Origin of the sequence: Halomonas garicola, assembly GCF_031935715.1 — a bacterium.
Taxonomy (GTDB): domain Bacteria; phylum Pseudomonadota; class Gammaproteobacteria; order Pseudomonadales; family Halomonadaceae; genus Vreelandella; species Vreelandella garicola.
The window spans coordinates 1-20,578 of sequence record NZ_JASSZF010000004.1; the positions used below are offsets into that span (position 1 = coordinate 1).

Below are 20,578 nucleotides of genomic sequence, written 5' to 3' on the forward strand. Positions count from 1 at the left end.
CTCCACTGCTCTGCGGGACATGATTCAGGCCGCAGGTGCCGAGCCGGTGATTCCTCCGAAAAAGAATCGTTTGGCGCGCATTGAAGTAGACTGGCACTGTTACCAAGATCGCAATCTGGTGGAGAGGTTCTTTCAGAAAATCAAGAAGTTCCGGCGGTTATCTACACGCTATGAGCGACTGGCAAGAAACTACCAGTCACTCCTCTGCCTCGTGTCAGCCGCCATATGGCTGGCCTAATTGTTAACGCCCCCTAGGTCCAGCGAAAAACAGGTCCGGCGAAAATAGACCCGGCGAAACGCAAAACGCCTCGGCAGCAGCCGAGGCGTTTTTTTTGCGTGGCGTGAGGCCGGCCTAGTTGGCTGCGGTACTTCCATCCAGATACTCAAAGACCTTCACGATACGCTGCACGCCGGACACCCCGGATACCGCGGCGACAATGCGCTCGGCTTCCTGGCGCGAGACGATGCCCATCAGGTAGACGCTGGCGTTTTCCGTGGTGACCTTGAGCTTTGACGAGTCGATATGATCGTTGGTGGCAAGCTGGCTCACCACGTTGGTGGTCAGCCAGGTATCGGTAAGCCGCTGGCTGGCGGGCAGGCGGGCGGCGACGGTGAGCTCGTTGTGCACGGTCTCCACGCCTCGCAGCTGCTCGGCCACCTGGGCGGCCTTTTTCTGCAGCTCTTCGCTTGGCACCTGGCCGACCAGCAGCACCCGGCCGTTGTAGCTGTGGGCGCGAATGCGGGCATCGCCGAGCCGGGCGTCAGCCTGGTCCAGCGACTTTTCCACCTGATCTTCGATGGTGGCATCCACGGCCTTGACGTCGCCTGCGCGCTGGCCGTACTGGGACTGGTTGGTGGCTGAGCTGGTGGCGCACCCGCCAAGCAGCAGCAGGCCGCCGGTGAGCAGTGCCGCGGCGCAGGCGCGCGGCGTGGCGAATGAGCGCAGCGTGGCGGCAAAGGCGTTTAACATGGGTGTTGGCTCCCGGTAGTCAGAAGAGTTTCAAGGGGAAAAGCGCTCGCCCAGCGAGAATACCGCGCTGCGCGGCAGAGCGATAGCCGGGCGCGGCCGAAGGCGGCTCAGGCGCCGCCGAACAGCTGTTCATCGATCAGATCGCAAAGGCAGTGAATGGCCAGCAGGTGGACTTCCTGGATGCGCGCGGTGGAGGTGGCCGGCACGCGGATTTCGCAGTCGTCCTGGCTCAGCAGCGCCGCCATGTCACCGCCGTCGCGGCCGGTGAGCGCCACCACGGTCATCTCCCGGTCGTGGGCGGCCTGAATGGCCTGGACGATATTGGCCGAGTTGCCGCTGGTGGAAATCGCCAGCAGAATGTCGCCGGGCTGGCCCAGCGCGCGAATCTGCTTGGAGAACACCTCGTTGTAGCTATAGTCGTTGGCAATGGAGGTAAGCGTTGACGAGTCCGTGGTCAGGGCCAGCGCCGGCAGGCTCGGGCGTTCGCGCTCGAAGCGATTCAAAAGCTCCGAGGAAAAGTGCTGGCTGTCGCCGGCGCTGCCGCCGTTGCCGCAGGCAACGATCTTGCCCTCGTTGACCAGGCTTTGCACCATCATCTGGCTTGCGACCTCGATGAAAGGCGGCAGCACTTCGCTTGAGTAGGTCTTGGTGTCGATACTTGAGTTGAAGTGATCGAGTATGCGGGTCTGAAAATCCATTGGGCGTCCTGTTTGCGAAGACCGTTTTTGCCGAAAACGGTGTGGATCAAAAGGCGTCAAAGGCGGCCTGAACCCATTCAAAAGTCAGCGCCGGAGGCGTCCCGAGGACGGCAAGAATATCAAAACGGCAGGGGCCTGGGTGCGGCTCCCGGGCCAGATACGTGCGCGCCGCCTTGATCAGGCGGCGCTGTTTCTGTGCGGTAACGGTTTCCAGCGGATGGCCGTAACGCGTGGTTTCCCGGTGTTTTACCTCGACAAATACCAGGGTGTCGCCGTCCCGCATGACCAGATCCAGCTCGCCGCCTTTGGCATGCTGGTTGCGCCCCACAAGCGAAAGCCCCCGCTGTTCGAGCCAGCGGGCGGCCAGGCCTTCGACGGCGCTACCGCGCGCCCGCGCCGTTTGCGGACGGTTATTCACCGCCCGACAGGCCGGACGACAGAATGGCGCTGGGCACGCCGTTTTTGAACTGCGCCCAGGGCAGCCTGCGGTAAATGCGCCCGTCGGCGGTCAGGTAAAGCTGCCCGGTAGCGCCCTGGAAGTTCTGCAGGGCATTGATGTCGGCCAGCCGGATGCCGGCTTCGTAGGCATCCACGCCCATGGCCAGCAGCCGGAACATGGAGGCGTCGGCGTCGTCGCTCAGCGCCCGGTAGCTGTCGTAGAAGGGCAGGGCCTCTTCACCGCCGACGGCGGCGTCGGGAATCTGCCAGGGGATATCGACGAAGTTGATACCGTCGAGGTTCTTGTCCTGGCGCGGCTGGTCAATGCCTTCGTGCAGGTGCGAGGTGGCATACGTCGGCAGCTCGGAGGCGTAGTAGTAGTCCAGCAGCGACGGCACCTGGCGGGCGTATTCGGGCACCGCGAGCAGGAAAAGCCCGTCGATGCTGTCCAGGCGCGCGCGTTCGCCGCTGACGCTGAGCGCCTTTTTCACCGCGTTGTTGGCGTTGCCCTCGGGGTTATAGCGAATGGCGTTGGCGACGCTTCCGCCCTCATTCTGCCAGGCGTCAAGGAAGGCCTCGCCGACGCGCTGGCCCCAGCTGTTGTCCGGCACCATCAGCGACATCTGCCGGTGGCCCTCTTCGCTTGCGCGTTTGGCTACCTGGCGTGCCTCGTCTTCGGCAGAGAGGCCGTACTGAAACAGCTGCTTGGCCTGGTTATGTTCGCTCTCGCCGTAGTTGAGGGCAAGCGTGGGCAGCGGCACGCTTCCGCGCTGCTCGAGCCGAGTGACGCGATCCTTGGACAGAGGGCCGATGACGATTTGGGCGTCCATGGCCTGGGCGCGGTCGTAAAGCTCGCTTAGAGACGCCTCTGAGGTGTCAAAAAAGCGCAGGCTGGTGCTGTCTCCGGAGACGTCCTGATGGGTCTGGATGGCGTCTTTCAGGGTGTCGGCCACGCTGCTCAGGGGGCCGGATTCCGGGAGGAAGACGGCGATGCGCTCGACCCGGCGGCCGGCGAGCCCGGGGATGGCAAGGCTTTCAAGATCCGGCTGGTCAAGCGCCTCGCGCGCCCAGCGGCGCCGCTCGATCAGGGTCTTTTGCTGATCCGACGACATGGCCAGCTCGTCGTCCAGCACCCGGGCCGCCCGGCTAACGGCGCGGGGCTGCTCAAGCGCCCGGCCGAGCTCCGAGTGAAGCATCGCCCAGCGCACGCGGTCGTCCTCGGCAAGCGCGCTTTCGTCGAGATTGTCGGTAATCTCGTAGGCGCGCTGGCGGTTGCCCTGGCGCGCCACGATGTGCGCCGCTTCCAGGCGGGTGCGGGCAGCCTCTGCCGGGGACTGGCTTTCGGCCTCGCCCATCAGCTGGCCGACGTCGCGGTCGGAGGCGCGGTCTACCACGCTCGGGGAGGACGGTTGCTGGGTGGCGCAGCCTGCCAGCAGCAATGCCGTGAGCGCAGTGGCCAGCAGGCCACGAGATATCGGTTTCATGTATCCTTCCTTCGTTGGTATTGGCGCGGATGCGTCGCTTGCGGCATTGGCTCGCTGATACGGCGGAGAGTCATCGTGATGCGATGCCCGAGATATCAGGCCCAAGGCTACAATGGCGCGCCGCGTATCGCCAGAGCGAGCCGGTAAACCAGCTAATACGTCAGCCATAATGAACCGGGAGTCACGATGACACAGAGGCGTACGGGCATATTGTACGTGGTAGCTACACCCATTGGGAACTTGGACGACCTGAGCGCGCGGGCAACGCAGGTGCTTGGCCAGGTCGCCCGGGTGGCCGCCGAGGACACCCGCCACAGCAGCCGCCTGCTCGGGCATCTGGGCATCAGCGTGCCGATGCTGTCCCTGCACGAGCATAACGAGGCCGCGCGGGTGGCACAGCTGACGCAGTACCTGGCCGCCGGCGAGGATATTGCCCTGATCAGCGATGCGGGCACGCCGCTGATCAGCGATCCCGGCTTTTTGCTGGTGCGCGAGCTGCGCGCGCTGGACTATCCGGTGGTGCCGATACCCGGCCCGGCGGCGCTGATTACCGCGCTGAGCGCTGCTGGGCTACCCACGGACCGCTTTCGCTTCGGCGGCTTTTTGCCGGCCAAGCCCGGCGCCCGCAAGCAGGCGCTCGAGGCGCTTCGCGAGCGCGACGAGACGCTGGTGTTCTACGAGTCGCCGCACCGTATCGGGCACACCCTCGACACCCTGGGAGAGGTGATGCCCGAGCGCCGCACGGTGCTGGCCCGGGAGCTGACCAAGACGTTCGAGACGTTTTTGTCCGGCACGCCGGCGGAGCTTGGCGAGCGGCTGCAACGCGACGCCAACCAGGCCCGGGGCGAGTTTGTCATCATGGTAGAGGGCGCCGCCCCCGCCACCGATAACGAGTGCCGGGAAGTGTCGGCCGGGGCGCTGCTGGCGGCGCTTCTGGCGGAAGGCGTGGGCGTCAAGCAGGGTGCGGCGCTGGCGGCGCGTCTGCTGGGCGGGCGCAAGAAGGACTGGTATGCGCGCTTGCAGGCGCTCAAGGAGGCCTGAGCGCGCCGGCGGCGGATAACGCCAGATGGCGATTGAGGCCGGGCGGGCGCGCTGGTATGCTTGCCCGCGGAGTTGGCCAGGCAGCCGCTGCCGCGCTTGCGCGGGGGAGGAAAGTCCGGGCTCCACAGGGCAGAGTGCCAGGTAACGCCTGGGCGGCGCGAGCCGACGGAAAGTGCAACAGAGAGTAGACCGCCGGGCCTTGCGAGGCCGGTAAGGGTGAAAGGGTGCGGTAAGAGCGCACCGCACGGCTGGTAACAGCGCGTGGCACGGTAAACCCCACTCGGAGCAAAACCAAATAGGAACCCGACGGCGTGGCCCGCGCTGGGTTCGGGTAGGTTGCTTGAGCGCTGCGGCGACGCAGCGCCTAGAGGAATGGCTGTCCACGACAGAACCCGGCTTATCGGCCGACTCCCCCCATCAAGCGCAGGGCGCCAGCGCGTCCTTGCCCGCTAACCCGGTTGACAGTTCTATGCGCGAGCGTCACAAGTCCTTACCCGATGCGGCCCCGGAAGCCGAGGCTTTTCGCCATGCAAGCGTTTTGCTGGACGGCGCCGTGGAGACTCTGGTGCATAAGGCAGACGGCGTGTATCTGGACGGCACCTTTGGCCGCGGCGGACACTCCCGCGCCATTCTTCAGCGCCTCGGCCCGGCCGGGCGCCTGCTGGCCATGGACCGCGACCCCCAGGCCATCGAAGCCGCCGGCGAGATCGACGACGCGCGCTTTCACATCACCCGCCAGGCGTTTGCCGAGCTCGGCGATTTTGCCCGGGAGCAGGGCGTTGACGGCAAGCTCTCCGGCGTGCTGCTGGACATCGGCGTCTCGTCGCCCCAGCTGGACGACCCCGAGCGCGGCTTTAGCTTCATGCGCGACGGCCCGCTGGACATGCGCATGGATCCCACCCGGGGCGAAAGCGCGGCCGAGTTTCTCGCCCGGGCAAAGGAGGCGGATATTGCCCACGTCTTCAAGGCCTACGGCGAAGAGCGCTTTGCCAAACGCCTGGCGCGTGCCGTCGTCACCCGGCGCAAGGAGGCGCCGTTTACCCGCACGGTGGACCTGGCCGAGGTGCTGAAAACCGCCCATCCGGCCTGGGAAAAAGGCCGGCACCCGGCGACCAAGGCTTTTCAGGGGCTGCGGATTTACCTCAACGGCGAGCTCGATCAGCTCGACGCCGCTCTGGACGCCGCCCTCGAGGCGCTGGCGCCGGGAGGCCACCTGGTGGTGATCAGCTTTCACTCGCTGGAAGATCGCCGGGTCAAACGCTTCATCCGCCACCACGTGCGCGGCGACACCCACGTGCCCCGGGGCATGCCGCTGCGCGACGACCAGCTCAACCGCCGCCTCGAGTCGCTGGGCAAGGCGCAGCGCGCCGGTGCCGACGAAGTGGCCGGCAACCCGCGAGCGCGCAGCGCGGTGATGCGTGCCGCGCGCAAGCGAGAGGCATGATGGCCAGGCAGGTCACGCCGAGGCCGCCGCACGTCCGGCGCCGGAAAGGGCCGAGCCAGTGGCTGAAGCGCGCCGAGCGGCCGTTTTCGCTGCGCGCCTGCCTGCGCCCGGGGACGCTGCTGGTGGCCGGGCTAATGGCGGCGTGCCTGCTCAGCGGCCTGGCCGTTGTGGGCATGACCCATGAGACCCGCGCCCAGTACGCCAAGCTGCAGACCCTGGAGCAGGAAAAAAATCAGCTGAATACCGAATGGGGCCGGCTGCTCCTGGAAGACGGCGCCTGGTCAACGCCTGCCCGCATCGAAAAAATTGCCACGGAGCGACTGGATATGCGCATCCCCGATGTCCACGATGTCGAGGTCATTGCCCCGTGAGCGCCAGGCATTCGCGCGGTCGGCCCGCTTCGGCGTCGGTAGCGCCGCCGCTCGCCCGGTGGCGCTTTGGCTTTGTCCTGCTGGGGATCGCCGCGGTGGCGGCGGTGCTGATCGGGCGGATCACCCTGCTGCAGGTGATTGACCGGCCGTTTTTGCAAAGCCAGGGCGACGCCCGCACCCTGCGCCACGAGGCCATTCCGGCCCACCGGGGCATGGTCACCGACCGCTACGGGGAGCCGCTTGCCATCTCGACGCCGGTGGTTACGCTCTGGGCCAACCCCCAGGAGCTGCCCGAAGACCCGGTCAGGCGGGTGATGCTCGCCCAGGCGCTGGGCATGAGCCTGTTTGATCTCGACGCCCGGATTGCCCGCTACGGCGAGCACGAATTCATGTACCTGCGCCGTCAGATGACGCCCCGGGCGGCCCAGGAAGTCCTCGACCTGCGCGTGGCCGGGGTCTATTCCCAGCAGGAATACAAGCGCTACTATCCCGCGGGCGAAGTCGCCGCCCAGCTGATCGGCGTGACCGACGTGGACGATGCCGGGCAGGAGGGGCTCGAGCTTGCCTACCAGCCGTACCTCTCGGGCCGCCCCGGCCAGCGGCGTATTATCCAGGACCGTCGCGGGCGCCTGGTGCGCGAGCTCGGCGTGGTGCGCGAAGCCCAGCCCGGCGGTGACCTGACGCTCGCCATCGACCAGCGCCTGCAGTACATGGCCTACCGCGAGCTGCGCGCCGCGGTGGAAGACAACGACGCCACCGGCGGCTCGCTGGTGATGCTCGATTCGCGCACCGGCGAAGTGCTGGCCATGGTCAACCTGCCCTCCTACAACCCCAACAACCGCGCCGGGCTCGACCCCGGCGGGCTGCGCAACCAGGCGCTGGTGGACGTCTTCGAACCCGGCTCGGTGGTCAAGCCGCTGGCGATGTCGACGGTGCTCGAGCAGACGGGCTTCACCCCCGACACGGTGATGGATACCGCGCCCGGCTGGATGCGTATCGACGGCTATACCATTCGCGACTTTCGCAACTACGGCGAGCTTAGCCTGACCAACGTGCTGGTCAAGTCGTCGAACATCGGCATGTCGCGCCTGGCGCTTGAGCTTGACGACACAGCCATCTGGGAGCGCTATAACCAGCTGGGCTTTTCCCACAGCCCGAGCACCGGCTTCCCCGGCGAGGCCGGCGGCAACCTGCCCGACACCGTGAACTTCTCGCGCAGCGAGCGCGCTTCGCTGGCCTACGGCTACGGGCTTTCGGTCTCGGCCGTGCAGCTGGCAAGCGCCTTTACCGCCATTGCCAATCACGGCCAGCGTATGCCGCCGTCGCTGCTGAAGCTCGACGAAGCGCCGCCCGGCGAGCCGGTCATCGAACCGGCGGTCGCGGATGAGCTGATGGAGATGCTGGAAGCGGTGGTCGCGCCGGGTACCGGCGGCCGCCGCGCCCGGGTCGAAGGCTACCGGGTGGCGGGCAAGACCGGCACCGTGCGCAAGACCGGCCAGAGCGGCTACGACGAGGACGCCTATCGCAGCGTCTTTGTGGGCATCGCCCCGGCCTCCGAGCCGCGCATCGTCACCGCGATAATGATTGATCACCCCAAGGCCGGGGAGTTTTACGGCGGCGCCGTGGCCGCGCCGGTGTTTTCCGACGTTGCCGGCAACGCGCTGCGGCTGCTGGACGTGCCGCCCGATGCCGATGAGTCGTCGTCATGAGGACGAGCCGCCACCGATTAAGGAGACAGCATGACGCTTAGCGCAAGCGATCTGATTGAGGCACTCAAGAAAGTCTGGCCCGTCAGCGATATCTCAGGCGTGGCGCAGCATCTTCCCGAGCCGGTGCAGCTGCGCACCGATTCGCGCCGGGTGGCGGCGGGCGAGGTGTTCGTCGCCGTGCCCGGCAGCTCGGCCGACGGCCGGGATTTTGTCGACCGGGCCCTGGAGGCCGGCGCGGCGCTGGTGCTCAGCCACACCGACGACGCAGAGGCGGCGCTTAACGGGCGCGTATTGACGCTGCCGCATCTGGCATCGCGCCTGGGCGAGCTGGGTCGCAAGCTTTATGCCGTACCCGACACGCTCGAAGTCATCGCCGTCACCGGCACCAACGGCAAGAGCTCGGTGACGCACTACGTGGCCGCGCTGAGCGAAGCGCTGGGTACCCCGGCCGGGGTGGTCGGCACCCTGGGTGCCGGGCGCATCGGCGCCCTTGCCGATACCGGGCTGACCACGCCGGGGACGCTCGAGCTACAGGCCGCACTTGGCAACATGGCTCGGCAAGGGGTCAAGCGCGTCGCGCTGGAGGCGTCGTCCCACGCCCTGGATCAAGAGCGCCTCGACGGCCTCAGCGTCAAGGCCGGGGTGTTCACTAACCTGAGCCGAGACCATCTGGACTATCACGGCAGCATGGCCGCCTACGCCGCGACCAAGGCCAGGCTGTTTCGCCGCCCTGAGCTTGCGCTTGCGGTGGTCAACGCCGACGACGCCCTGACGCGGCTGATGCTTGCCGGCTGCGGCGAGGGCGTGCGCGTGCTGGCCACCGGCCGGGACGAGGCGGTAACGCTGCGGGTGCTCGAGTGCTCGCTCCACGCCGCCGGGCAGCAGGCGCTGATTGCCACCCCCGACGAGGAAAAGGTGCTCTCGCTTGGCCTGATGGGGCGCTTCAACCTGGATAACGTCCTGCTGGCCATGGCCGTGCTTTACGGGCTGGGCAAGCCGCTGGACGCGCTGGTCGAAGCGGCCGCCCGCCTGCAGCCGGTGCCCGGGCGCATGGCGCTTTACCGCACCGCCGGGGCGCCCAGCGTGGTGGTCGACTATGCGCATACGCCGGGGGCGCTTGAGAGCGCGCTGACGGCGCTGCGCGCCCACCTGGGCAGCGCCGGGCAGCTGTGGTGCGTGTTCGGCTGCGGCGGCGACCGCGATCGCGGCAAGCGCGCGCCCATGGCTAGGGCGGCCGAGGCGGGGGCGGACCGCTGCGTGGTCACCGACGACAACCCGCGCAGCGAGTCTCCGGCGGTCATCCGCCAGGGCATCGTGGCCGGGTTCGAGGATTCGTCCGCGGTGCTGGATATCGGCGAGCGCCGCCGGGCCATCGCCGAAGTGATCGCCCGGGCCGATGCCGATGACGTGGTGCTGATAGCCGGCAAGGGGCACGAGGCCTACCAGGAAATCGACGGCGTGCGCCATGCCTACCTGGACGGCGACGAAGTCGAGCGCGCGCTTGCCGCCCGGAGCCAGTCATGACGCTGCTGACCGCAGGCCGCGTGGCCCGGGCCGTGGGCGGCGAGCTTGCCGGGGCGGCAGCGGACCTGCCCCTTGGCCGCGTGGTGACCGATACCCGCGCCCCGGCGCCGGGGACTCTGTTCGTCGCGCTTGCCGGGGAGCGCTTCGACGGTCACGACTTTGTGGCCGAGGCGCGGGAGCAGGGCGCCGCCGCTGCCCTGGTCGAACGTCCCGTTGACGACGCGCTGCCCCAGATCGTCTGCGCCGATACCCGCCTGGCGTTGGGGCTTTTGGCCCGGGCGTGGCGGCGCGGCTTTGGCTGCCCGCTGGTGGGCGTCACCGGCAACAGCGGCAAGACCACGGTCAAGGAGCTTTTGACCGAGCTGCTGGCGCCGCTGGGGCCGGTGCACGCCACCCGGGGCAACCTGAACAACGACATTGGCGCGCCGCTGACGCTTTTGGGGCTCGAGGCCGAGCACCGCGCGGCGGTGGTGGAGCTTGGGGCCAATCACCTGGGTGAAATTGCCTGGACGACCCGGCTGGCGATGCCCGCGGTTGCCGTGGTGACCAACGTCACCGGGGCCCACGTGGGCGAGTTTGGCGGCATGGGGCAGATTGCCCAGGCCAAAAGCGAGATTTTCCAGGGCTTGCCGCCGGACGGCGTGGCGGTGCTCAATCGCGACGATCCCTACTATGCGTTTTGGGCGTGCTGCGCCGCGCCGGCGGCGGTGTCGAGCTTTGGCCTGCATCCCCAGGCCGACGTCCAGGCCCGGGCGCTTTCCTGGGATGCCCAGGGGCGTTATGCTTTCACGCTCGCCGTTGGCGGCAGCGCCGTCGGCGAGGTTCGCCTCAGGCTTTGCGGGCAGCACAACGTCAGCAACGCTTTGGCAGCGGCGGCGGCCGCCCTGGCGCTGGGCGTCAGTGCCTCTGCAGTGGTGGACGGGCTGTGCCGGGCGCAGGCGCTTGAGGGAAGGCTCAGCGTGCTGCCCGGCGTGCGCGATACCGCGCTGCTGGACGATTCGTACAATGCCAACCCCGGCGCGGTAAAGGCAGCGCTTGATACCCTGGCGCGCTTCCCCGGGCCGCGCTGGTGCGCGCTTGGCGCTATGGGCGAGCTTGGCGAGGCGTCCGACGCGCTGCACGCCGAAATCGGCTGTCACGCCGCCGAGCTGGGCATTGAGGCCCTTTATACCCTGGGCGGGGCGGCAAGGCCTGCGAGTACGGCGTTTGCCGACGCCGCCGGCGGAGATAGTCGGCATGGCGGCAGCCGGCATTTTGATAATTACGCCGCGCTGGAAGATCATCTCCGGCGCGCGCTGCCCAACGGGGCGAGCCTGCTGGTCAAGGGCTCTCGGAGCGCAGGCATGGAGCGGCTGGTTGCCGCCCTGCGCATGAACCAACACTAAGGTAAGCGCCGTTCATGTTACTTCATCTGGCGAATTTTCTGGCGCAGTATCAAAGCGCCTTTCAGGTTTTCAACTATCTGACGCTGCGCGTCATTCTGGGGGCGCTCACCGCCTTGCTGCTGTGCCTGTGGCTGGGCCCCTGGGTTATTCGCCGGCTGGTAGAGGGCCAGATCGGCCAGGCCGTGCGCGACGACGGCCCGCAGTCGCACCTGTCCAAGGCGGGAACGCCGACCATGGGCGGGGTGATGATGCTGATAGCAATTGCCATCAGCACCCTGGTCTGGGGTGACCTGACCAACCACTACGTGTGGGTGGTGCTGGGCGTCACCCTGGGCTTTGGCACCATCGGCTGGATCGACGACTACCGCAAGGTGGTAGAGAAGAACCCTCGGGGCCTGCCGGCCAGGTGGAAGTATTTCTGGCAGTCGGTGATCGGGCTGGGGGCGGCCTGCATTCTCTATTTCACCGCGGCAAGCGCGGTGGAAATCAGCCTGCTGCTGCCCATGGTCAAGGGCGTGATGCTGCCCCTGGGCGCCTTTTTTATCGTGCTCAGCTACTTTGTCATCGTCGGCAGCTCCAACGCCGTTAACCTGACCGATGGGCTCGACGGGCTTGCCATCATGCCTACCGTGCTGGTGGCCATGGGCCTGGCGATATTCGCCTACGCCAGCGGCAACGCGGTATTTGCCGACTATCTGCACATGCCCTTTATTGCCGGCACCGGGGAGCTGGCGGTGTTTTGCGCCACCATCGCCGGGGCGGGGCTCGGGTTTCTGTGGTTCAACACCTACCCCGCCCAAGTGTTCATGGGCGACGTCGGCTCACTGGCGCTGGGGGCGGCGCTCGGCGCGGTGGCGGTGGTCATACGCCAGGAGTTTGTGCTCTTTATCATGGGCGGCATCTTCGTCGTCGAGACGCTCTCGGTGATCCTCCAGGTGGGCTTTTACAAGCTCACCGGGCGGCGCATCTTCCGCATGGCGCCGCTTCATCATCATTACGAGCTCAAGGGCTGGCCGGAGCCGCGCGTTATCGTGCGCTTCTGGATCATCACCGTAGTACTGGTGCTGCTGGGGCTTGCCACGCTCAAGGTCCGCTGACGGAGGGGATGCATGACAGCTGTTCCGCGCGGCACAACGCTGGTCGTCGGGTTGGGGCTTTCCGGCCGCGCGATCTGCCGCCATCTGGCCCGCTTGGGGGCGCCCTTCATGGTCGCCGATACCCGCTGGGCGCCGCCGGGGCTGGAGGCGTTTCGCCAGGCGCACCCGGGCGTTGCCGTACACTGCGGCCCGCTTGAAACGCTGGACATGAGCGCGGCCGAGGAAGTGGTGCTGAGCCCCGGCGTTGACCCGCATGCCCCGGCGTTTGCCGGCCTGGTTGAAGCGCACAATCCGGCCACCGGCAAGCCGCGGCTGATCGGGGAAATAGCGCTTTTCTGCCGCGCCGCGCGCGGGCGAGTGGCGGCGGTGACCGGCTCCAACGCCAAGTCCACGGTGGTGACCCTGCTTGGCGAGATGGCCGCCGAGGCCGGCGTGCGGGTGGCCGTGGGCGGCAACCTGGGCACGCCGGCGCTGGACCTGCTGGCCGCAAGCCCCGAGGCCGAGCTTTACGTGCTGGAGCTTTCCAGCTTTCAGCTGGAGACCACGCCGCGGCTCAACGCCGAGTGCGCGGCGTTTCTCAACCTAAGCGAAGACCACCTCGACCGCCACGGCGATATGGCGGCCTACCGCGCCGCCAAGCAGCGCATTTTTGCCGGCGTCCGCCGCGCCGTAGTCAACGGCGACGACGCCGATACCTGGCCGGCGGCGCCGTACGCGCTGGCCGATCGCCAGGTCGTGCGCTTCGGCGTTACGCCGCCGGAAGGAACGAACTGGGGCCTTGCCCGGCGCGGGGGCCGCACCTGGCTGGTTCAAGGGGCAGACCCTTGGCTTGCCGCCGACGAGATGGGTCTTGCCGGGCGGCACAATCAGCAAAACGCCCTGGCGGCGCTGGCTATGGGCCAGATACTGGGGCTGGCCCCGGCGGCCATGACGGCGGTGCTGCGCCGCTTTGCCGGCCTTGCCCACCGCAGCGAAACCGTGGCTTCGGTGAACGGCGTGCTCTGGGTGAACGATTCCAAGGGCACCAACGTAGGGGCGACCCTGGCCGCGGTGAACGGCCTGGGGCCCACCCTTGACGGCAGGCTTGTGCTGCTCGCCGGGGGCGAGGGCAAGGGCGCCGATTTTACCCCGCTGACTGAGCCGCTGGCCGCCTATGCGCGCGGCGTGATGCTTTACGGCGCCGACGCCGGCCGCCTGGCCGAGGCGCTCGGCGACCGGGTGCCGGTCAGGCGCTTTGCCGACCTGGCGGACGCCACCCGCGCCGCCGCGGCGCTGGCCGCCCCCGGCGACTGCGTGTTGCTTTCGCCGGCCTGCGCAAGCCTTGACCAGTTTACCGACTATCGGGCGCGCGGCGACGCCTTTTGCCGGCTGGCCGAGCAGCTCAAACAGGACGCCGGATACGGAGTAAGCGCGCCATGAAACACCGCGTCAAGCGCCTGCGCGAAGCGCTCGATACCCGGCAGATGCCGTGCGACGTCTGGCTGCTGCTGGTGACGCTATTGCTGGCCGGTCTGGGCTGGGTGATGGTCAGCTCGGCCTCGGTCGAGCTTGTTGACGACAGCTACCGCTATGCGCTTCGCCACGGCGTGTTTTTGCTCGCAGCGATACTGGCGGCAGCGCTCATGGTCAGCCTGCCCCTGGAGCTATGGCGCCAGAATGCCGGCATGATCCTCGCTCTGAGCCTGGTATTGCTGGCGCTGGTGCTGCTGGTGGGCCAGGACATCAACGGCAGCAAGCGCTGGATTGCGCTGCCCGGGCCTCTGCCCAGCCTGCAGGTGTCCGAGGTGGGTAAGGTCGGCCTGGTGTTCTACATGGCGGCGTTCATGGCGCGCTTTGCCGAGCCCCTGCGCACGCGGATGTTCACCCTGTTACGCCCGCTGGCGGTGCTGGCGCTGCCGGCGGGGCTTTTGTTCGCCGCGCCGGACTTTGGCGGCATGGTGGTTTATACGGTCTGCGTGGTGGGCATGCTGATGATGGCCGGCGCCTCGCTGGTGCTGCTGGTGGGGGCCGGAGGGCTGCTCACCGCCGGCGCCACGCTGATGGTAGCGATGGAGCCTTACCGGCTGGCGCGGTGGACGAGCTTTCTTGACCCCTGGGCCGATCAGTTTGCCACCGGCTACCAGCTCACCCAGGCGCTGATTGCCTTCGGCCGCGGCCACGTTACCGGCACTGGCCTGGGCAATAGCATCCAGAAGCTGCACTTTTTGCCCGAGGCGCATACCGACTTTATCTTTGCGGTGATCGCCGAAGAGCTGGGCATGCTGGGGGCGGTGATCGTGGTGCTGCTGTTTACGCTGCTCATCGTGCGCGCCATGCTGGTCGGCCGGCGGGCGGAGCTTGCCGGTCACCTGTTCGCCGCCTACATGAGCTACGGCATCGGCTTCATTATTGCCGCCCAGGCGTTTATCAACATGGCGGTGAGCTCGGGGCTGCTGCCAACCAAGGGGCTGACGCTGCCGCTGATCAGCTACGGCGGCTCGAGCCTGCTGGTGACCGGGGTGATGATCGGCCTTCTGCTGCGTGCCGATCACGAAACCCGGCACTCGCCTCGACGTACACCGACGCCGGCCCGCGAGCGCCGGCAGCCACGCCTTTAACAGGGACCGTCCGGCCCGCCTTTTGCGGGCCTGCCATTATCAGGGAGCCGCGCGTGTCGCAACCAACCCCTCAACGTGTTTTGATCATGGCCGGTGGGACCGGCGGCCACGTGATTCCTGCGCTGTCGCTCGCCCGGGCGCTGGCGGCCCGGGGCGTGACGGTGGAGTGGCTGGGCAGCCCCCGCGGCATTGAAAACCGCCTGGTGCCCGAGGCGGGCTTCCCGCTGCATCAGCTGCGCATCGGCGGGCTTCGCGGCAACGGCCTGGCGGGCTGGCTGAAGGCTCCGTTCAACCTGACCCGGGCGGTCTGCCAGGCGCGCCGGGTGGTGCGCCGCTTTAACCCCCAGCTGGCGGTGGGGCTGGGCGGCTTTGCCAGCGGCCCCGGGGGGCTTGCCGCGAGGCTATGCGGCGTGCCGCTGATGATTCACGAACAAAACGCCGTCGCCGGGTTGACCAACCGCGTGCTGTCGCGCCTTGCCGGGCATACCTACGCGGCGTTTCCCCAGGCGTTTGGCGAGCGGGCCACAGTGGTGGGTAACCCGGTGCGCGACGACATCGCCGCGCTTGGCGAAGTGCCGCGCAGTGCCCGGGAGATGCAAACAAGACGGCTGCGGCTTCTGGTCGTGGGCGGCTCGCTGGGCGCCGTGGCGCTTAACGAACGCCTGCCCGAGGCGCTTGCCGAGCTGGACGAAGCGGCGCGCCCGGAGGTTTGGCACCAGGCCGGGCAAAACCGCGACGAGGCCACGCGCGATGGCTACCGGCGGCGGGGCGTCGAGGCCCGGGTCAGCGCCTTCATCGACGACATGGCGGCGGCCTACGACTGGGCCGATGTGCTGGTCTGCCGGGCCGGCGCGCTCACCGTGGCCGAGCTCGCCGCGGCGGCGAAGCCGGCGCTTTTCGTGCCGTTTCCCCACGCCGTCGACGATCATCAGCGGCACAACGCCCAGGTGCTGGTCGAGGCCGGCGCGGCGCGCTGCATGGTTCAGAATGACCTGACCCGAACAAATCTGGCGCAGGCGCTTGCCGAGCTCTTGTCCGCTGAGGTGCTGGCCGACATGGCCGCCCGGGCGCGGCAGGCGGCGCATCTGGATGCCACCGAGCAGTTAATGCAAGGCTGTCTACGCCTTGCCCGGAAGGAGAAAGTGCGTGACTGAGTGGACAGACAATGCCGGGTCCGAGGCGCGCAAGCGCCCCCGGGGGCCGGGTATGCGGCGTATCCGGCGCCTGCATTTTATCGGCATCGGCGGTGCCGGCATGTGCGGTATCGCCGAGGTGCTGGCCAACCAGGGCTATTGCGTCAGCGGCAGCGACGTCAAGGTGACGCCGGTGGTGGAGCGCCTGCGCGAATGCGGCGTCAGCGTGAGCCTGGGCCACGCCCGAGAAAACGTTGAGGGGGCCGACGTGGTGGTGGTGTCCAGCGCCGTGGACGACGCCAATCCGGAAATCGTCTGGGCCCGGGATAACCGGGTGCCGGTGGTGCGCCGGGCGGAAATGCTCGCCGAACTGATGCGCTTTCGTCACGGTATCGCGGTGGCCGGCACCCACGGCAAGACCACGACCACCAGCCTCACAGCGACGCTGCTCGCCGAGGGCGGGCTGGACCCGACCTTTGTCATCGGCGGCAAGCTCACCAGCGCCGGCACCAACGCGCGCCTGGGTGAGGGCGACTACCTGGTGGCCGAAGCGGACGAGTCCGACGCCTCGTTTCTGCATCTGCAGCCGCTGGTGTCGATTGTGACCAATATCGACGCCGACCATATGGCCACCTACGGCAACGACTTCGAACAGCTGAAGGGCACCTTCCTCGAGTTTTTGCACAACCTGCCGTTTTACGGCCTGGCCGTGCTGTGCCTGGACGACCCCCAGGTGCGCGAGCTGAGCCCGCATCTTCAGCGCCACTTTGTCACCTACGGCTTTGACGCCGACGCCGACTATCGCATCGTGGATTTTGTCCAGCAGGCCGGCGAAGTGCGCTTTACCGCGCTGCGCCCGGAAGGCGCGCCGCTGGATATACGCCTGGCCATGCCCGGGCGACACAACGCGCAAAACGCCATGGCCGCGATTGTGGTGGCAAGCGATGCCGGCGTCAGCGACGCGGCGATTCTGCGCGGCCTTGCCGGCTTTGCCGGCGTCGGCCGACGCTTTCAGGTGCACGGCGACTATCCGCTGCCCGGCGGCGGGGACCCGGTGATGCTGGTGGACGACTACGGCCATCACCCCCGGGAAGTGGAGGTCGGCATCCGCGCGGTGCGCGACGGCTGGCCCGAACGGCGGCTGGTGATGCTCTATCAGCCGCACCGCTATAGCCGCACGCGGGATCTGTACGACGACTTCGTGCGCGTGCTCTCGGGGGTGGACACGCTGCTGCTGCTGGACGTTTACAGCGCCGGCGAAGCGGTTATCCCCGGAGCCGACGGCCGAGCGCTGGCGGGTTCGCTGCGCCAGCGCGGCGAGGTCGACCCGCTGTTTATCGAACATAAAAGCGAGCTGCCGGGGCTGCTGGCCAACGTGCTGCGCCCCGGCGATATCCTGATAACCCAAGGGGCCGGGGACATCGGCGGCATTGCCCAGCGCCTGGCCCGGGCCGAGCTGCTGCTTGACGAGGTGACACTGTGAATCAACCCCTGACGTCTGATACCGCCACGCCGGGCGCGCCCGCGGCTTCCGCGCCGCCGGTGGTAGTGATCTATGGCGGCACCTCTGCCGAGCGCGAGGTGTCGCTTGCAAGCGGGGCGGCGATACTCGCCGCCCTCAAGCGCAGCGGCGTCGAGGCCGTGGGCTACGACCCCTACGACCACGGCCTTGTCGGCCTTGAGCGGCTGGCGCCGTCCACGGTGTTTATTGCGCTGCACGGCCGCGGCGGCGAGGACGGCTCGCTGCAGGGTGCGCTCGAGCTACTGGGCATTCCCTATACCGGCAGCGGCGTGCTGGCCTCGGCGCTGGGCATGGACAAGGAGCGTACCAAGCAGATCTGGCAGGCGCTCGACCTGCCCACGCCGGAAAGCATCATGCTGAACGGCGCCGCCGACTGGCAGGCGGTGGCCGATCGGCTGGGGCTGCCGCTGATCGTCAAGCCGGTACACGAGGGCTCCACACTTGGCATCAGCATCGTCGCAAGCGTCGCCGAGCTTGAGGCCGCGTATCACGAAGCCGCGCGCTTTGATGCCCGGGTCATGGCCGAGCGTTTTATCCAGGGCGACGAATATACCGTATCGATCCTTGGCGACCGCGCGCTGCCGGCGATCCGGGTCGAGGTGCCGGGCGGCTTTTACGACTACGAAGCCAAGTACCTGTCCGACACCACGCAGTATCATCTGCCCTGCGGGCTCGATGACGCCGGCGAAGCCGAGCTTGCCGGGCTTTGCCAGAAGGCGTTTGCGGCGATCGGCGGGGCCGGCTGGGGGCGCGTTGACGTCATGCGCGACGCCCGGGGGCGCTTCTGGCTGATCGAGGTCAACACCGTGCCGGGCATGACCGACCACAGCCTGGTGCCCCAGGCCGCGGCCCACACGGGCATGGACTTTGACCGGCTGGTGCTCGAGATTCTGGCAACCGCCGGGCATGTGAGGCAGGATGCAGAAGCGTAACGCCTGGCTTGGCCTTGTGCTGCTGGCGCTGATGCTCGGCGCCGGCGGCCGGGCGCTGTGGCTGTGGCTGGATACCCCGGTCGAGCGCGTCTCGGTGCGCGGCGACTGGGACTACGCCAACGCCGACTACCTGCGGGGCCAGCTGGCGCCGCTGGTGCGCGATACCCGCTGGCTGTCGGTGGATCTCGCCGAGCTGCGCCGGGCGGCGCTGGAGATTGGCTGGGTCAAGGAGGTGCGGGTGTCGCGCCAGTGGCCCGATGCGCTGGCGTTCGAGCTGGTTGAGCAGACGCCGGTCACGCGCTGGAACGATGACCAGCTGCTCAACGCCGAAGGGGCGCCCTTCGTCTTTGCACCGCTTGCCGCGCCGGACGGGCTGCCCGACCTGGCAGGGCCGGAAGGCAGCAGCAAGGAAGTGCTGGCCTATTACCGCACGCTGGACAAGCGCCTGGGCACGCTTGATCTGGCTCTTGATCAGCTGCGCCTCGAGCCCCGGGGCGCCTGGCGGCTGCAGCTTGATGACGGCGCCTGGATCATGCTTGGCCGCCGCCAGCACGACGCCCGCCTGGCGCGGCTGATGGCCTCCTGGCAGCACGAGCTAGAGCGGTACGCCGGGGCGATCCGCTATATCGATCTGCGCTATCCCAACGGCGTTGCCGTCGCCTGGCACGGCGACTCGCCCAAGGCCGACGACGCTGAAACGGACGATTCGCCCTGAGCGGCGGCTTAACCGGTAAGCGGTTGCCAACGGTGCAAATACTGTGCTCGGGGTTTAATTTCTGTATGGTTCTCAGTATTGTGGCGCCTGATAGTCGTTATACCATCTTTATTCCGATATTATAACGTCCGACAAGTCTGTCCCGCGACCCGGTGTCATCAAGGCACGACAGCTTACTTACGTATTCCAAGGTTACAAGGAGATCACCCGGCTCATGGCAGGCTCATCCAGTGCATCCAGCATGGTGGTCGGGTTGGACATCGGAACGTCCAAGGTCGTTGCGATTGTCGGCCAGCCCACCGACGACGGTGGCATCGAGATTGCCGGGATCGGTTCCCACCCCTCGCACGGCATGAAGCGCGGCGTGGTGATCAATATTGAATCCACGGTGCAATCCATCCAGCGCGCCGTGGAGGAAGCTGAACTGATGGCCGGTTGTGATATACACTCGGTTTATGTGGGGATTGCCGGCAGTCACATCAGCTCCATGAACTCCGACGGCGTCGTTGCCATCAAGGAGCGCGAGGTCAGCACCTCGGATATCGATCGCGTGATCGATTCGGCCCGGGCGCGCGCCGTGTCCGAGGGCCAGCGCGTGCTCCACGTGCTGCCCCAGGAGTTCTCGATCGACGCCCAGGGCGGGATCCGCGAGCCGCTGGGCATGTCGGGCGTGCGCCTTGAAGCTCAGGTACACCTGGTCACCGCCGCTGCCAACGCCGTACAAAATATCGAAAAGTGCGTGCGCCGCTGCCATCTGGACGTGGACGCCACCATCCTTGAGCAGCTGGCATCCAGCATGGCCGTGCTCACCGAAGACGAGCGCGAGCTCGGGGTGTGCATGGTCGATGTGGGCGGCGGCACCACCGACATGGCGATCTTTACCGAAGGCGCCATCCGCCATACCGCGGTGATCCCCATTGCCGGCGACCAGGTCACCAACGACATCGCCATGGCGCTGCGTACGCCGACCCAGCACGCCGAAGAAATCAAGGTCAAATACGCCTGCGCCCTGACCGAACTGGCGGCCAGCGATGAAATGATCAAGGTCCCGAGCGTGGGCGATCGCCCCTCCCGGGACCTGTCACGCCAGGCGCTGGCCGAGGTCGTCGAGCCGCGCTACGAAGAGCTCTATACCCTGGTTCGGGAAGAGCTTCGTCGCAGCGGCTACGAGGACATGGTCGCGGCCGGCATTGTCCTTACGGGCGGAACGTCACGGATGGAAGGGGCAAGCGAGCTTGCCGAAGAGATCTTCCACATGCCCGTGCGCATTGCCTGTCCGCAGAACGTGAAAGGGCTGGCCGACGTCGTGCGCAACCCGATTTATGCCACAGGCGTCGGCTTATTGCACTACGCTTTGCAGGAAGCGCAGCACGGCCGCAGCCAGCAGGCGCATGCCGGCGTCGTTACCGCGCCTTCCGGACGCGGCGACAAGAGCAAGGACGCCGCCGCCGAAACACCGCTTACGCGAATCAAGGGCTGGTTCAAGAGAAATTTCTGACAGGGTCGCAGACGCGGCTC

Annotated in this window: 19 protein-coding genes and 1 other RNA gene; 16 read left to right on the top strand and 4 right to left on the bottom strand. The window is 67.4% G+C overall.

Annotated features, from left to right (window positions below):
- Positions 1-238: transposase (locus tag RS027_RS02500; protein WP_311953537.1), on the top strand; the 238-nt coding region annotated here is incomplete at its 5' end.
- 114 nt (positions 239-352) lie between these two features.
- Here the strand turns inward: RS027_RS02500 and RS027_RS02505 are convergent.
- The 4 genes from RS027_RS02505 to RS027_RS02520 form a co-directional block, all read right to left on the bottom strand.
- The gene (locus tag RS027_RS02505) at positions 353-970 is read right to left on the bottom strand and encodes a BON domain-containing protein (RefSeq protein ID WP_311953541.1); all 618 of its coding nucleotides are present in this window, start codon (positions 968-970) and stop codon (positions 353-355) included.
- Between the two features lie 107 nt (positions 971-1,077).
- Entirely contained in the window at positions 1,078-1,668 is a 591-nt protein-coding gene (locus RS027_RS02510) for a phosphoheptose isomerase (RefSeq protein ID WP_311953546.1), read from the bottom strand.
- 46 nt (positions 1,669-1,714) lie between these two features.
- A complete protein-coding gene (locus RS027_RS02515; RefSeq protein ID WP_311953552.1) occupies positions 1,715-2,086 on the bottom strand; it encodes a YraN family protein in 372 nt (123 codons plus the stop codon).
- Positions 2,079-3,590: a penicillin-binding protein activator gene (locus RS027_RS02520; protein WP_311953556.1), complete on the bottom strand. Its 1,512-nt coding sequence runs from the start codon at positions 3,588-3,590 to the stop codon at positions 2,079-2,081. Before RS027_RS02520 ends, RS027_RS02515 begins: the two co-directional genes overlap by 8 nt.
- Before the next feature lie 186 nt (positions 3,591-3,776).
- Here RS027_RS02520 and rsmI point away from each other — a divergent pair, with 186 nt between their 5' ends.
- The 15 genes from rsmI to ftsA all read left to right on the top strand — a co-directional run bounded on the left by rsmI (position 3,777) and on the right by ftsA (position 20,558).
- The gene (rsmI, locus tag RS027_RS02525; RefSeq protein WP_311953560.1) at positions 3,777-4,631 is read left to right on the top strand and encodes a 16S rRNA (cytidine(1402)-2'-O)-methyltransferase; all 855 of its coding nucleotides are present in this window, start codon (positions 3,777-3,779) and stop codon (positions 4,629-4,631) included.
- Between the two features lie 68 nt (positions 4,632-4,699).
- Positions 4,700-5,047, top strand: an RNA gene (gene rnpB / locus RS027_RS02530) — RNase P RNA component class A.
- 53 nt (positions 5,048-5,100) lie between these two features.
- Positions 5,101-6,075 (top strand): 16S rRNA (cytosine(1402)-N(4))-methyltransferase RsmH, encoded by a 975-nt coding sequence (gene rsmH, locus RS027_RS02535; protein ID WP_311953565.1) that lies wholly within the window; start codon positions 5,101-5,103, stop codon positions 6,073-6,075.
- Positions 6,075-6,446, top strand: a complete 372-nt coding sequence (ftsL, locus tag RS027_RS02540) for a cell division protein FtsL (protein WP_376717571.1) — start codon at positions 6,075-6,077, stop codon at positions 6,444-6,446. The genes rsmH and ftsL overlap by 1 nt, the downstream gene beginning before the upstream one ends.
- Positions 6,443-8,155 carry a peptidoglycan D,D-transpeptidase FtsI family protein gene (locus RS027_RS02545; protein ID WP_311953571.1) on the top strand — a complete coding sequence of 571 codons (1,713 nt, stop codon included), beginning with the start codon at positions 6,443-6,445 and terminating at the stop codon, positions 8,153-8,155. Before ftsL ends, RS027_RS02545 begins: the two co-directional genes overlap by 4 nt.
- Positions 8,156-8,185: 30 nt before the next feature.
- On the top strand, positions 8,186-9,679 hold the full coding sequence (locus RS027_RS02550; protein ID WP_311953573.1) for a UDP-N-acetylmuramoyl-L-alanyl-D-glutamate--2,6-diaminopimelate ligase: 1,494 nt from the start codon (positions 8,186-8,188) through the stop codon (positions 9,677-9,679).
- Positions 9,676-11,064 carry a UDP-N-acetylmuramoyl-tripeptide--D-alanyl-D-alanine ligase gene (locus tag RS027_RS02555; RefSeq protein WP_311953576.1) on the top strand — a complete coding sequence of 463 codons (1,389 nt, stop codon included), beginning with the start codon at positions 9,676-9,678 and terminating at the stop codon, positions 11,062-11,064. Before RS027_RS02550 ends, RS027_RS02555 begins: the two co-directional genes overlap by 4 nt.
- Positions 11,065-11,078: 14 nt before the next feature.
- The gene (gene mraY / locus RS027_RS02560; protein WP_311953579.1) at positions 11,079-12,161 is read left to right on the top strand and encodes a phospho-N-acetylmuramoyl-pentapeptide-transferase; all 1,083 of its coding nucleotides are present in this window, start codon (positions 11,079-11,081) and stop codon (positions 12,159-12,161) included.
- Between the two features lie 12 nt (positions 12,162-12,173).
- Positions 12,174-13,580, top strand: coding sequence for a UDP-N-acetylmuramoyl-L-alanine--D-glutamate ligase (gene murD, locus RS027_RS02565; RefSeq protein WP_311953585.1), 1,407 nt, complete (start codon positions 12,174-12,176; stop codon positions 13,578-13,580).
- Complete coding sequence (gene ftsW, locus RS027_RS02570) at positions 13,577-14,758, top strand: putative lipid II flippase FtsW (RefSeq protein ID WP_311953588.1); 1,182 nt, start codon at positions 13,577-13,579, stop codon at positions 14,756-14,758. Before murD ends, ftsW begins: the two co-directional genes overlap by 4 nt.
- Positions 14,759-14,811: 53 nt before the next feature.
- Entirely contained in the window at positions 14,812-15,912 is a 1,101-nt protein-coding gene (gene murG, locus RS027_RS02575; protein ID WP_311953590.1) for an undecaprenyldiphospho-muramoylpentapeptide beta-N-acetylglucosaminyltransferase, read from the top strand.
- A 52-nt stretch (positions 15,913-15,964) separates the two neighbouring features.
- Complete coding sequence (gene murC, locus RS027_RS02580; protein WP_311954010.1) at positions 15,965-17,374, top strand: UDP-N-acetylmuramate--L-alanine ligase; 1,410 nt, start codon at positions 15,965-15,967, stop codon at positions 17,372-17,374.
- Positions 17,375-17,382: 8 nt separating this feature from the next.
- Positions 17,383-18,345, top strand: coding sequence for a D-alanine--D-alanine ligase (locus RS027_RS02585; RefSeq protein ID WP_376717572.1), 963 nt, complete (start codon positions 17,383-17,385; stop codon positions 18,343-18,345).
- Complete coding sequence (locus tag RS027_RS02590) at positions 18,332-19,060, top strand: cell division protein FtsQ/DivIB (RefSeq protein ID WP_311953596.1); 729 nt, start codon at positions 18,332-18,334, stop codon at positions 19,058-19,060. Before RS027_RS02585 ends, RS027_RS02590 begins: the two co-directional genes overlap by 14 nt.
- A 214-nt stretch (positions 19,061-19,274) precedes the next feature.
- Positions 19,275-20,558 (top strand): cell division protein FtsA, encoded by a 1,284-nt coding sequence (gene ftsA, locus RS027_RS02595; RefSeq protein ID WP_311953599.1) that lies wholly within the window; start codon positions 19,275-19,277, stop codon positions 20,556-20,558.
- Positions 20,559-20,578: the final 20 nt, after the last annotated feature.